Here is a 13,893-nt window from a genome sequence, read left to right as displayed (position 1 = left end):
ATTATACCAAACATTCGTTCTCAGGAAAAACAAGCATTCTAATCAAGAAAAAAATGCAGCCTATTTCCGAAAGGAGAATGGACTGCATGATCTTAATTCTATAAATTTCTTCCCTATATTACCAAACGTTTTAGTGTGTGTATATTAATAGATAGACAACGCTTTCGTATCCAACTATACTACTGAAAGAGGGATATTCCCTCGGTTTGTGTCGAAAAAAAACGAACTTTATTTCACGTCTAAGCTGTAATATTGAGTTTACATTAAAAAGAAAGTGTGAAACTTCATGAGAATCAACACCAAAGTCATTTATGTCACCTTTGCTATTGTTATTTTATTGCTTGTAACGAATAACACCTCTTATTATTGGTTCACGAAATCGCTCTTAACGCAAGCGTTATCTGAACGCATGGAATCGACTGCGAGTCAAATCCGCACATCCATTGAGCAATCAGAGGAAGGTTCATTTTTTGTAGAAGATTTAATCGGTGAGAATCTTCGTTCTGTCGCGCTTTTCGCCAAGAGTCAGCTAGATCCGGATATTGATAAAGTTACGAATGAACAATTAGTTCAGCTTGCCAGGCAAGCAGGTGTCGATGGTTTCTCGCTGATGAAGCGAAATGGTGATGATATTATGATAAGTAAGTCATCCGAGCCCAAAGAGCTTCAGATTACAAGTACCAAATCATTCGGTTATTGGTTTACGGCTTTTAACCAGCTTCTGGATAACCATCAAGTTACGATTGCTGAGGGGCAAAAGCTGCCTAATTTCTGGTCGGGTATCTATGATGTTCCAGCTTCAGGTTCAAGCAATGTTAGTAAGTTTGGGTACTTTTATGATGGAAGCACTAATTATTTAATATGTGTGTTCGTCAATGCGGATAAAATTCAGAAATTCAAGCAAATCGTAGGCGCGGATACGATCGTGAAGAAAACGCTCGCTTCGAATCCAGATATTTTGGAAATATCGGGACTAAACGGAGTAACTTTTGGTACAAAGCCGATTGAGTATAAAGACAGTAGTGGGGTTCCATTCATTTCCGTCTATGACCGCCCGGTTTTATTTGGTACATATAACATAACGAGTTCGAAAGATTTGGATAATTACAAGGAGTCCATACTGGAAAATAAACCAGTTAGCGTTGTGGAGAGTTGGAATGGGAAGCCCATTCTGAAAACGTTCATGTATGTACCTGTTAAGAAAAAAATGACCGAAGTTCAAAGGGAAGTTCCTTATGTGATTACCATCGTCTCGGATTATCAAACGATTCAACGCACTTTAAACAAGCAGCTCGTTCAGCTTACAGTTCTCATTGTTCTATTTACGATTTTTAGCTGTGTATTAATATATTTGGTTTTCCGATTTATTTCGAAAAGCCGAGAAACAGCTGTCCAGTCCACACAAGAAATGTACATTCAAAACGTGGATCTCATGTTTGCTACGATACGCAGTCAACGGCATGACTTTCTAAACCATGTACAAACCATGTATGCTCTGCTGTCTAAAGGGAAAAAAGAAGACCAAATGAAATACATGAAGGAATTAATTGAAGAAATCAACGAAGTGAACGATATCATTCGAATCGGGCATCCAGCTATCGCGGCTCTTATCCAAGCAAAGATTGCGCTTGCCATGAGAACCAAAATCGATTTCGATTACCATTTTACCGGCTTAGAAGGCTTGTCATTAGGTGTGAAATCCGTTGATATCGTGAAAATTATTGGGAACTTGATTGATAATGCATTTGATGAGGTCAATAAATTCCCACCAGACGAACGTGAAGTCATGGTTAACGGATGGTCGGAGTCAAACCATTTAACCATATCCGTCACCAACCCGGTTCATCCCGAGTTCCAACTTGATGATTATAACAAAATGTTCACGATTGGCTACAGCACTAAAGGTGACGGTGAGCACCAGGGGCTTGGTCTATCAGTTGTGAAAGAACGAATCGAGTATTACAAAGGGACCATCGAAGTGTCTGTAGCAGACGGCTGCATCTGTTTCCAAATATCGGTTCCGATGCAATAATCATCGTATCCAAGCTGCTTTTAGTAATTGAATCCCGATCTCCATATTCGTTATGGTTATACTACCAAAGCCCAAGTAAATCTTGGGCTTTTTGTTATTGGGTATCTCATCTTGTTGAGAGCTGTAAACACGAACCCCTTTAGCAAGGGCAAGGTCTTTTAACTTTTCTGCTGAACATGAACGATTGACCGTCAATTCAATGTGCAGTCCAGCTCCCTCGCCTTCTATTTGAACAAGAGAGCCTAGATGAGCGTGTATTAGCTTGAGCATTTTCTCATTTTTTTTCCGATACGTATTGCGCATACGCCTGATATGACGGTACCAATGTCCACGTTCCATGAACAGAGCCATGGCGAGTTGATCTATACGTGATGGGCTTGAGAGCGTGCGTTCCATAGATTGAAGATTAGGCAATAGTTGATGAGGCAGCACCATATAATTCATTCGTAATGCAGGCGTGAAAGCTTTGGAGAATGTTCCGATATAAATGACCACACCATGCTGATCAAGGCCTTGAAGGGAAGGAATAGTTTTGCCAGCATGACGGAATTCCCCATCATAATCATCTTCAATAATATGGCTTTGATTGTGATATGCCCAGTGAATCAGTTCCTGCCTAATCGCATAGGATAAAGGGTTTCCTGAGGGCCGGTGGGAAGGAGTAACGTATACCGCGTCTATATTTGTGGGAATGATCTCAGCAATAGACGGATCATTTTCACTTAGCGGAAATGGGACAACCGTATACCCGTTCTGTGTAAATATATCATCGACCTGAGCAATGGCATTCTTTTCAAAAGCGACTCGTGCGGATTGTCCAATTAGTTTCGAGGCAGCTCTCTGATCTTATGCAGGAGGTATTCGGCGAGAAGGGGGCTCATGCTCGATCGGTTCTAGGAGCAAATTCATTACGAGATAATCTGCCTCTTGTCGTTGATACTATTTTTGAGATTACCTCTCAGGGGTAACAAACAAAGGGGCTGTCTTTTAGGGGCACAGAAAAACAAAAAAATGAGGTGGCAAGGTTAATTGCCTTCTCATTTTTTTGTTTTTTCTGCCGATAAAAACCACCCAGCCACTAGTAAGCAGAACGTCGATTCGTTATTTTGGGAAATCGGCGCTTGAAATCGAATGAGAGGAACTGATTTTGGGTGTTTTTCGTCCAAATAGCGCATTGACGTTCCCTCAGTAAATTCTGGTTACCACCATAGCATAGTATTTTGCAGGAAGGGGAGAGAGGAATAACATCCCAAAATGACTTTTGGACAATCTATTTTCTTTTTCCATAAAATCGTTACATTTAGTTTTCAAAAACTTATAAACGGGGTAAGGATAACTAACGAATGTAATGAATCGTGATATTTTAATTTAATCGAAAGAGGGAGCATACAATGAATATGTCAAAGTGCCGCTACAAGGAAGAGTTCAAGAAGAGTCTCATTCATTTATTTCCTCTGTTTGTGCTGTTTGCATTCATTTCTCCTGAGAAAAGTATGATGTCGATGGAAGAAATTCAACCAGGTCCAGCTTATGTGGCAGGAATGGTTATGCAAGTAAAAACCAATGATACAGAAACGATTTTATTGGTCTCCGTTCCTGACAATTTGGAAGTTCCGAGTCATCTGCTGCACCACTCTGAATTATTGGATGAGAATAATCCAATTCCTTTGAGCCATCCTGTTATTTCTCCGAGAAATCGGGGAAAAGAAGTCGAGATCCTTTTCCAATCGACGATGAAGAAGGATTTGAACGACTTCTTAGGTGTTCCTGCAGTTGGCGAGATCGTTCAGAGTTTAGCTGAGCCCGACGCTCAAGGAGCTTATCATGCGCAATTTCTGCTCAATGCCAATGGGGATTATATTGTTGCAACACATTAAAACAAAGCGCTATGACGCAAGATTTGCGGTAGTACATAAGTCCAAAAAGGGATGATTAGACTCAAAGCCAGAAGTAACCAACGGAAAACGGTCTCGCTCACTGAACCCGTGTCAATGGCTATCCATTTTGGGAGTAGACGAATCTTAAATGGAATAGGCCAGAAGAGCTGAACCCCTCTATCATTGAATAAATCGATAAACGAGTGCGACGCGTAAGAGAGGATGAATACCCAGAAATATAAAGGAGATAAGGGCATTGCAATTACGACTAAGAGTAGTAGAAAAAGCATGGAATGGGTGACAGTTCTATGCTTTACCTTCAGCAGACTCAGCAGAGCAGATAAAGGAAAAAGAACCTTCGCCATGGTAGAACCTGGCTTATCGACATCCGCTAACGTGCCTGCCAAACATCCAAGTAAAAGAGCCCCAGCTGCATCCCATGTGAAGAAACTAATATCTTGATACGTGAGAACGATTTCCGCGGAAATGAATCCGGCAATACTATGTGTTTTTTGTAACATCTTAAGCTCCTGCCCTTACATGAATTGACGATAACTGTATACTATTCGCATGCGATTCCTAAATTGAGGGGAAGCCGAAAAAATAAATGTTCCATGTCGTATTCTACCTATAAGATTGTCTGAATCCACCTTCATATTGCGTCATATGATACTCTACAATAGGACTTATTGATGCTTACTTTATGAATTGGACACAAAGACATTTTGATAAAAGTAGGAGGAGTTTTGAATGACGACACTCAATATTTCTAACTTAACATGCGAATACCGCGTCAACCCGATTGGATTGGATACGACCCAGCCTCGCTTTACTTGGCAACTAGATTCGGACTTCAATCATACGATCCAATCAGCTTATCACATCCAGGTTAGTAGGGATGAAAATTCTTTCGAACCGAGTCGTTTGGTTTGGGATTCCGGTCACATACAATCGGAACAATCTGTGCTTGTTGTTTTTGAGGGTCAACAGCTGCTGCCGCGAAACCGTTACTTTTATCGTGTCAAAGTGTGGGATCAGTCTGGTTTGCAATCGCCTTGGAGTGAAATCGCTTTCTGGGAAATGGGGCAGCTAAGCTCAGCTGATTGGACTGCAAAGTGGATTACACCTGATGCAGCTTCCATTGATCCGAACGCAGATGAAGCATTCTATTTGAGGAAGACATTCTCAGCACGTAAGGGAATTCGTAAAGCGACTATTTATGCAACGAGTCTAGGCATTTATGAGCTTGAAGTCAACGGAACTCGTGTGGGGGATTGGGAGTTTACACCCGGCTGGACCAGCTACCGCCACCGACTGCAGGTTCAGACGTATGAGGTAACTAGCCTGCTGCAGCAAGGTGAAAACCATACCATTGGCGCCGTGCTGGCAAACGGTTGGTACAAAGGTAATTTGGCTTGGAAGAATCAACGAAATATTTTTGGTGACGTTAGAGCTCTTTTCCTTCAATTATATATTGAATACATAGATGGAACCTCAGAAATTATCGTTAGTGATGATTCTTGGCGCGCTTCATTAGGACCGATTCGGATGTCTGAGCTGTACCATGGAGAAACCTATGATGCTAACTTGGAGCTTAGTGGGTGGAGCATGTCGACGTATCAGGACGATAATTGGTCCCCGGTAACGGTTCTTGATCATTCCAAAGACATCCTAGTCATGCAAGAGAATGAGCCATCACGCATTACCCAACATTTGAAGCCGATAACGGTTATTGAAACTCCTTCTGGTGAAACCGTTCTTGATTTTGGGCAAAATATGGTCGGAAAAGTGCGCATGCGATTGGAGCTGCCCGTTGGAACTCGTCTTCAGCTGCTGCATGCAGAGGTGTTGGATCAAGAAGGGAACTTCTATATTGGGAACTTGCGTCATGCGAAGCAGACGGTTACTTATATATGCAAAGGTGGCGGGGAAGAACAATATGAACCCCATTTCTCGTTTCAAGGCTTTCGATATGTCAAAGTGGTAGGCTGGCCCAAGGATGTAGCATTCGATGCAGAGCGATTCACGGGACATGTTATTCATACGGACATGGCAGCTAGCGGCACTTTTGAGTGTTCCCATCCCTTACTGAATAAACTTCAGCAAAATATTGTATGGGGACAAAGAGGCAACTTCCTGGATGTACCGACGGATTGCCCGCAGCGGGATGAGCGGCTGGGTTGGACCGGAGATGCGCAAGTATTTATTCGCACGGCAGCATTTAATTATGATGTGGCTTTATTTTTCACAAAATGGCTGCGTGACTTAAAAGCAGATCAGCATGAGAATGGTGGTGTTCCATTCGTAATCCCGGACGTACTTGATTCGAATGACCACTCTTCCTCTGCATGGGGGGATGCAGCAGTCATATGCCCATGGACGATATACCAAGTTTATGGCGATAAGCGTGTTCTGGAGCAGCAGTATGACAGCATGAAAGCGTGGATTACGTACATGCGAAGCCAAGGAGAGAATGAGTATCTGTGGAATACAGGATTTCACTTTGGTGATTGGCTGGGGCTTGATGCCAAAGAAGGCAGCTATGTAGGAGCGACCCCTAGGGATTTAATCGCGACATGCTACTATGCCTATTCGACTTCGCTCTTCGTGAAAGCTGCGGAAGTGCTGGGACGCATCGAGGATGTGGCTACGTACAGTGAGCTTTATGAGCGTATTGTTGAAGCTTTCACACAAGAATTTCTTACACCAAGCGGACGTTTGGCCGCGCATACACAGACAGCACACATACTCCCACTGATGTTCGGACTCGTGAAAGGAAGTACGCGTGATCGATTAGCAAAGACGTTAGCGGAATATGTCGTGGAGCAGAAGAATCACCTGACGACCGGTTTCGTAGGTACGCCGTATCTGTGTCATGTATTATCCGAAAATGGCTACCATGATCTGGCCGTTAAGTTAGTTCAACAAGAAGATTATCCATCATGGCTGTACGCCATTCACAAGGGAGCAACCACCATCTGGGAGCACTGGGATGGCATCAAGCCGGATGGATCATTTTGGAGTGATGATATGAACTCCTATAACCATTATGCGTATGGGTCCATTGGGGATTGGCTGTACCGCGTAGTGGCGGGTCTCGATTCCGATGATCAGCAGCCCGGATACAAACGGATTCATTTCCGTCCGCGACCCGATTCCGGCCTTGAATACGCGAAAGCATCGCTCTATTCCAGCTACGGTAAGATACGCAGTGAATGGAAGAAAGAGGCCGATGGCAGAGTCGTTTATGAGTTCCAACTACCTTCGAATACGACAGGCCATGCAACATTGAGAGGGGCGACATTAGCATTGGCATCCGTTAATGGTCAAGCAGCCCAGTCCGCATCAGGAGTCTTATCAGCAGTGGAAAGTGATGGAGAGCTGCGGTTAAAACTTGGATCAGGCACATACGCCATTACTTGTTAAGAAAGAGGATATAAGAGGCTGCACGCATCCGTGTGGCCTCTTCTTTTTGATAACTTTTTGATTTAGGAGGAAATGAGTTATAATAGAGATATAGTTGAATGAAGAAGGGGTACCCATAATGGCAGTCTTCAATGCAATGGAAACGATAGTGATGAATTTGTTTGAAGAGTTTCAAAAAAACTATGAAATGAAATGCGATTGCAATACTTGCAAAGAAGACGTGCTTGCTTTGGTTTTAAATAAAATCCCTCCGCGATATACCTCTAGTGAAAAGGGGCAGTTATTTGTGAAAGGTCTATATATCAATCCACAGCTGCAGTCCGATGTCATGCGAGAATTAATGGAAGCGGCGAATATTGTGGAACATCATCAACATCACCGAGAAGAATCCCAATCATAAGAGAATTGCCATGAAAAAGACTGGTCTCTTCACGAAGAGGCCAGTCTTTTTTTCATCATAATCGCATCAACCATTCATGGTCGCCGGTTAACTTCATAAATATGCTTGAATTGATTAAACTTATCTACGGCTTGCGCCCTTGATTTCACGCCTAATTTCTCATAAATCTTGCGTATATAATTATCTACGGTACGCTTACTCATATGCACTTCCTCGGCCATTTGCTCATTGGTTAGGCCTTGGACAATCATGGTCATCATATGTACTTCATCGTCGTCCAATGAATCAGTCTGATGCAAATTACCGCTGTCCACTCTCATTTTGTGAAAAACAGGAACGGGTATTATTGTGAAATTCTCTAACAAAAGAGTAACTAAGCTTTTAATAAGCGTACCGCTAGATTCCTTAGATATAACAGCACTAACCTCAAGTCCGATCAAATAATTGTAAAGATGGGATAATTCTATGCCCGAAAAAATAACAAGGTGGATGGCGGGATATTTCCCCTTAATGATTTTGGCAATCTCATCGCCGTATTGATCCGGAAGATTATAATCCAAAAAAACAATATTCGGTACATGCAAATCTACGAGTTCCAAGCATCGTTTGCCAGTACCAGCTATCCCTACAATCTGTATGCCCTCGATTTGCTTCAGTGTATTCGATGTCGCTTCCGCCATTAAGGGATGATCATCTACGATCAGAATCTTCGATTTCTTAATCATCTGATACTTCCTTCCTGATTTGGTAAGGGGATCCGAATGGTGAATTCACGCCGCTGTTCATCTCTTTCCTTAATTTTACCAAATTTCACAAAAAGATTGCAAATTAGATTTTATTTATCTGATTTTTGCGCCTTTTTTCGTTATACGCAAAAAAAATTGCGTACTTATGGAAAAAAATGTGGATTTGCGAAAGAAAATATTGCGCTGTTATCGGAGTCGTTTCTATATATGATAAGTATAGGTAATCTTCCAAAATTAAGTAAATAAGGAGGGAATTCATATTGAAAAACGAGCAATTTGATTGCATGTTTGATTCTGTGTTAACGGATGTTGTGAAGCAAACGTATGGCAACTTAACCTTGCCCTCCGCTGAACAAATCCAGCTTTCGATGAAGAAAATGATGGATATCATCGAAGCCAATGACGGTTGGAATTCAACGAATGAAAGATAGGAATAACTAGAATTCGATTAGCGATGATTCGCTTGTATATACAACTACAACAGTCAATTTTCTCTGAAGAGGAAATAGGCTGTTTTTTTAATTGGCCAGGTCCGTTATACTATTGTAAACGCTATCAAGGAATGAGGGGGATGAATGAAGATTCGTTTGTTAGTCCTAGGCATGACTGTATCTCTGATGCTTACTGCTTGTCAACCCAAGACAGTAACGGTCGTTCCTAAACAGCAGGTCCAGGAGCAGACGCTTTCGTGGATACATCACTTCGATGAGGAGGGTGCACGGAAATGGCTGGAGGCGGGGACACAGTTATTTACTAAACAACATCCTTCTTATGCGTTTACGTTAACGGGCGTGGATGGAGGCAATTATATGAGCTTGCTTCGCACTCGCGTGATTTCGAATAACATGCCTGATATCTATATGCTGGATAATATGGAGGCTGCTCAGGATCTTATTCATAAAGGATATGCGATGGACTTAACGGGTCAACCCTTTTTATCGCAAATCGACGAGAGGTTCCTGAATGGTGTGAAGACAGCCGATGGGAAAATATGGGCGCTTCCGATAGATGTAAATGGAGCGGGTGTCATTTACAATAAAGAAGCTTTCGCCCACGCAGGCATCCAAAGTCCGCCAACAACATGGCCGCAATTCTTGGTTGCCTGTGAGGCGCTGCAGCAGGCAGGAATTATTCCTATTGCAGCAGGCTACAAGGATAGTTGGACTCTGACTTGGGACATTGCAGCGGACCTTCTGGCTAATCAGTATGCCGCTGGACGCAACTGGTTTGCTGATATAGAAGCAGGTCGAACTTCGTTCGCTGAGGATCAAATTCACTTCAAAGACATCTTGAAACGATATGGAGAACGCTTGCGTTATGTGAACATCAAGCCGTTCGAAACCGATTGGAACCAAGCCCAAGGGCTCCTAGCTGAGGGGAAAGCCGGCATGATTATTAATGGCACGTGGACGGTTGACGGTGTTAAATCCAAGAATCCTGCGAGTAATCTAGGACTATTCGCTTTCCCTTATTCAAATAATCCCCAAGATGCCAAGTTTGGACTAAAATCAACAGGAGGGATTGTGGTCAATCCCCAATCACCTCATAAGGAAGCGGCGCTTCAAATGCTAGAACTGTTTGCCTCGAAGGAAATGGGGACCATTTTTCAGACGAAAAAGAAGGCTTTGTCTGTGATTAAAGGCTTGCCAAATGACTTTGATCCCACTTATGTAGAGCTGGATGAAACTTATATCCAAACAGGCAAAACGTATGACTGGTCGAGTCTGCCGACAGATTTTGTGAATCAGGATCTGCAAAAAGTGTTTGTAAATGCACTCACGAAATTCGTTATTGATCGTAACCACAATGTGGATAACTGTATTCAAGAGCTGGATCAAGCATTCGATCGGATTCGCAAACCATCCAAATGACAGCAAGGAGATCTGCGTATGACAGCCACCCCGTGGAACTTAAATCGGGTCAAGGACTTTCGCATCCGTACGAAAATATTTCTATCTAATATGATTCTTATTTTGTTCATTTCATCGGCGATTGGTGGAGCTGCCATCTATGCCTCTACGAAATTCATTGAATCAAATACAAGAGACCTCTCGATGCAGGTCATTCATCAAGTTTCCGACAATATTGAAATTAGAGCGAAGGAAGCATTCACTTCCTCCGTTTACGTCCTTAGTGACAGTAATATTCGGCAAATTGCTGCTGAACAAGGTGAACAAGTTACTGGTGACAATTATCCAGCTTTCCGCAGCCGTATGGAGTTCCTGCTGGCTCAGTACGGAAATGGAAATCCCTATATGAATGCCATCATGATTCAAACACATAAGGGACAGGTGTACTGGTGGGAAAATAAAAAAGGCTTGGATCATACACTAAATCATGAAGAAGTAACCGTGATGACAAGCAAATCTTCTGATTATTTGAAAAATCATGAACTAAGCATCAGCTGGTCGCCTTCTCTGAGAAAGCAAAAAGAAGTGTTCCTTATCAGAGATTTCGTTGATCTGAGTCAAATAGATCGTAGTCTTGGCACGATTGTAATCAGTATCGATTCGGATTATTTCTTATCCCTGGGGAGCAATAGCTCAATCATTAAGCAAAATAATGTTGCGATTCTCAATCCTTTGAACGAACTGCTAGCTGGTGGCGGAACTCCTGGCATGGATAATCTCATCTCAAGGAGCTTAAGTTATACGCTTATGGAGAATGATTCCTCTATGGCCATTGTCGATAATGCTGGGGGAGGGAGTCATTTATTCGTCCAAGAACGAACCTCAACGCTGGGCTGGCGGGTGCTTTGTTTTATTCCGATGTCTGAGCTTCTGTCCAATACACGCGTGTTAGTTTTTGTGATTGCTCTCGTTTCGCTGTTTGCCGTTCTGATATCTACCGGAATTGCTGTATTACTTTCGAACTCTACGACACGAAATATCAAAATCTTGGAGCAAACGATGCGCCGAGTCGAAGATGGCAATTTCGATGTTCGAATTATTCCGCTTGGGCGAGATGAGATCGGGAGCTTATCGATACGGTTCAATTTTATGCTGTCTCGGATTAATGATTTAATAAACACGGTGTATAAAGAGCAAATTGCCAAACAACAGGCTGAATTTACCGTCCTCATGAGTCAGATTAATCCTCATTTCCTTTATAACACGTTAGGCACTGTGAAATGGTACGCTCGCATGAACCATCAAGCCGAGATTGAGCGAATGGTCACCTCAGTTATTGAATTATTGAAATCCTCGGTACGACGTGTTGGCGAATTTCACAGCTTGGAGCAAGAGATTAACCAATTAAAAAACTATATTTATATTCAAAAAATTGGTTATGGCGATGCCTTTCACATGGACTATGAAGTGGATGAATGGTTGATGGAAAGCGAGGTGCCTTATTTCATTCTTCAGCCGCTTGTCGAGAATGCGATTCTTCACGGCATCGAAATGTCCAAGGGGAGTGGACGTATTGTACTTTATGCACGCATAGAAGAGAAGCAGCTCCTACTCATTGTCGAAGATAACGGAATAGGGATGGAAGCTAAACAAGCGCTTAATCTATTGAACACAGCAACACGTAAAGAATCGGTTCCCGGAGTGACGAGTATTGGGATTCACAATGTGAATGAACGCATTCAGCTGTATTATGGGGAGAAATATGGCCTTAGCTACGAAAGTGCACCCGGATTAGGTACGAAAGCTATTGTTCGAATTCCGCATAGAACGCATCGTCAAAGGAGGAATGAGCATGTTGAACGCCATGATCGTTGAAGATAATGCGATATATCGGTATGCAATTAAAACGATCATTCGGTGGGAAGATTATGGTTTCCAAATTGTATGCGAAGCTCTCAATGGCGTGCATGCACTTGATCTTCTGCAGCATCAGCAGGTTGATCTCATTGTGACGGACATTTCGATGCCCGAAATGAACGGCATTGATCTTATCCAACAGGTAAAACAAAAGGATGAATCCATCAAAATTGTGGCACTCAGTTCTTTCGATGATTTCCGATTCGTGAAGGAAGCCCTCAAGCTTGGGGCAGAGGATTATTTGTTAAAGCATGACCTCGAACCTAATGCGTTACAACAGCTATTACAACAAATGAGTGGCAAGATTATGGAGGATCATAGGCGAAAAAAACAAGCTAGTATTCGTGATGCCAGCTTTGAAGAGGTGCGCTGCCTATTGGGGCGTAAACTTCTCTTAGGCGAGTTGAAACGAGCGGAGGACATCGAAGATCAAGCGAGCGCCGTTCATTTTCCCATTCATGGAGGTCCCACGGCAGTCGTTGTGATCGATGCTAGCTTTAAAGTCCTTACGGATGGTTCCAAGGAAGAACAGACAGCGTACTCAAACATGGTTATCCCGATTTCGGAGCGGAGAATTGCGGTTATTATCTATTTTCCGCATGAGAAGAGTGAACACAAATGTATGGAGGAGACACTCCGGCAAGCGTCGCAGCTGTACACTCGGATGAAAAAGGTAGACACTGTAACAATGGGAATTAGCTCGATCGGCTACGGATTGAAGGATTGGGCAGTGCTATATAAGCAAGCTGAAACAGCCTTAGATCAATATATTTATGAAGGAACGGGTCAACTCTATGCTTATACGTCCCTTCAGATTAATGACAAGGTTGGCACGCTGGCCGGAATCACGATTCAGCCTCTGGTTGCAGCGATGAAAAGTGGTCTATTGACGGATGTTGAAATGCAAACTGAGCTTTTGGTTCAAAGCCTCATTCAAAGGAAGCCGCCTATATCAGAGCTACGCAATCTGCTGGCAGAGTTAATGATGCAGCTGAAAACATTGGCTAAGGAGAGGAACAGGTTCTCTGAACAGTTTGAACATGATTATAAACAGGTTAGTCAGGCGATAGAAGCCCTTCAGCCTCTGCAGCAAGTGAAGCCGTTATTTCTAAATTTGAATAAGCAAATCGCTGGGAATAAGGCAGAGCATACGATGATGCGGAAGGAAATCCAAGGAGCAATCTCCTATATGGAAGAGCACTATGCCGAAGACATCACGGTGGCAAGGCTGGCAGATGTTCTCCATTTGAGCGCGAATTACCTATCTAATCTATTTAAAAGCGAGACGGGGATGCGGATTGTCGAATTTATGAATCGATGCCGGATTCAGAAAGCGAAACAGCTGCTTCAAGACCCTGCATGGAAAGTATATGAAGTCGCTGAGAAAACAGGATTTCAAGAAACTTCCTACTTTTGCAAAGTATTTAAAGAGCTGGAAGGGAAAACAGTCAAGGAGTTTAGGCGCAATGGCTAATTGTTCAAGATGAATGATCGTAAATTCTGTGAATTATATAAGAAATCAGTGTTATATCGAATGCAAGGGGCTGCGAATTTGGATAAAATTCGTAGCTTTTTTTTGTTTTGCGTGAGGCTGCATCTTCGTAGTTTTGTTATATAACTTGATGTTTCTTTCAATGTAAGCGCT

At 42.7% G+C, this 13,893-nt stretch carries 11 protein-coding genes; 8 read left to right on the top strand and 3 right to left on the bottom strand.

Features of this window, described 5'->3' with window-relative positions; translation table 11 throughout:
- The first annotated feature begins 286 nt into the window (after positions 1 to 286).
- Positions 287 to 2,032 carry a sensor histidine kinase gene (locus QFZ77_RS28600; RefSeq protein WP_307444748.1) on the top strand — a complete coding sequence of 582 codons (1,746 nt, stop codon included), beginning with the start codon at positions 287 to 289 and terminating at the stop codon, positions 2,030 to 2,032.
- On the opposite strand, the gene QFZ77_RS28595 is transcribed toward QFZ77_RS28600, so the two are convergent.
- Positions 2,033 to 2,527 carry an aminotransferase-like domain-containing protein gene (locus QFZ77_RS28595; protein WP_307444746.1) on the bottom strand — a complete coding sequence of 165 codons (495 nt, stop codon included), beginning with the start codon at positions 2,525 to 2,527 and terminating at the stop codon, positions 2,033 to 2,035.
- A gap of 896 nt (positions 2,528 to 3,423) precedes the next feature.
- Between QFZ77_RS28595 and QFZ77_RS28590 the strand changes: the two genes are divergently transcribed.
- Complete coding sequence (locus tag QFZ77_RS28590) at positions 3,424 to 3,909, top strand: hypothetical protein (protein ID WP_307444744.1); 486 nt, start codon at positions 3,424 to 3,426, stop codon at positions 3,907 to 3,909.
- Here the strand turns inward: QFZ77_RS28590 and QFZ77_RS28585 are convergent.
- Complete coding sequence (locus QFZ77_RS28585) at positions 3,906 to 4,430, bottom strand: metal-dependent hydrolase (RefSeq protein ID WP_307444743.1); 525 nt, start codon at positions 4,428 to 4,430, stop codon at positions 3,906 to 3,908. The two genes, QFZ77_RS28590 and QFZ77_RS28585, sit on opposite strands and share 4 nt — an antisense overlap.
- 229 nt (positions 4,431 to 4,659) lie before the next feature.
- Here QFZ77_RS28585 and QFZ77_RS28580 point away from each other — a divergent pair, with 229 nt between their 5' ends.
- Positions 4,660 to 7,335: a family 78 glycoside hydrolase catalytic domain gene (locus QFZ77_RS28580; RefSeq protein ID WP_307444741.1), complete on the top strand. Its 2,676-nt coding sequence runs from the start codon at positions 4,660 to 4,662 to the stop codon at positions 7,333 to 7,335.
- Between the two features lie 118 nt (positions 7,336 to 7,453).
- Entirely contained in the window at positions 7,454 to 7,735 is a 282-nt protein-coding gene (locus tag QFZ77_RS28575) for a late competence development ComFB family protein (protein WP_307444740.1), read from the top strand.
- Between the two features lie 74 nt (positions 7,736 to 7,809).
- On the opposite strand, the gene QFZ77_RS28570 is transcribed toward QFZ77_RS28575, so the two are convergent.
- A complete protein-coding gene (locus QFZ77_RS28570) occupies positions 7,810 to 8,460 on the bottom strand; it encodes a response regulator transcription factor (protein ID WP_307444739.1) in 651 nt (216 codons plus the stop codon).
- 281 nt (positions 8,461 to 8,741) lie between these two features.
- On the opposite strand from QFZ77_RS28570, the gene QFZ77_RS28565 reads away from it, so the two are divergent.
- The 4 genes from QFZ77_RS28565 to QFZ77_RS28550 all read left to right on the top strand — a co-directional run bounded on the left by QFZ77_RS28565 (position 8,742) and on the right by QFZ77_RS28550 (position 13,722).
- On the top strand, positions 8,742 to 8,912 hold the full coding sequence (locus QFZ77_RS28565) for a hypothetical protein (protein WP_307444737.1): 171 nt from the start codon (positions 8,742 to 8,744) through the stop codon (positions 8,910 to 8,912).
- A gap of 144 nt (positions 8,913 to 9,056) precedes the next feature.
- The gene (locus QFZ77_RS28560) at positions 9,057 to 10,352 is read left to right on the top strand and encodes an ABC transporter substrate-binding protein (RefSeq protein ID WP_307444736.1); all 1,296 of its coding nucleotides are present in this window, start codon (positions 9,057 to 9,059) and stop codon (positions 10,350 to 10,352) included.
- 18 nt (positions 10,353 to 10,370) lie between these two features.
- A complete protein-coding gene (locus QFZ77_RS28555; RefSeq protein ID WP_307444734.1) occupies positions 10,371 to 12,206 on the top strand; it encodes a sensor histidine kinase in 1,836 nt (611 codons plus the stop codon).
- The gene (locus QFZ77_RS28550; RefSeq protein ID WP_307444733.1) at positions 12,184 to 13,722 is read left to right on the top strand and encodes a response regulator; all 1,539 of its coding nucleotides are present in this window, start codon (positions 12,184 to 12,186) and stop codon (positions 13,720 to 13,722) included. Before QFZ77_RS28555 ends, QFZ77_RS28550 begins: the two co-directional genes overlap by 23 nt.
- Positions 13,723 to 13,893 lie beyond the last annotated feature (171 nt).

Origin of the sequence: Paenibacillus sp. V4I3 (assembly GCF_030817215.1) — a bacterium.
In the GTDB taxonomy this organism is placed as follows: domain Bacteria; phylum Bacillota; class Bacilli; order Paenibacillales; family NBRC-103111; genus Paenibacillus_E.
The sequence above is the reverse complement of the archived record's forward strand: the minus strand, read 5'-3'. Positions and strand labels throughout refer to the sequence as shown.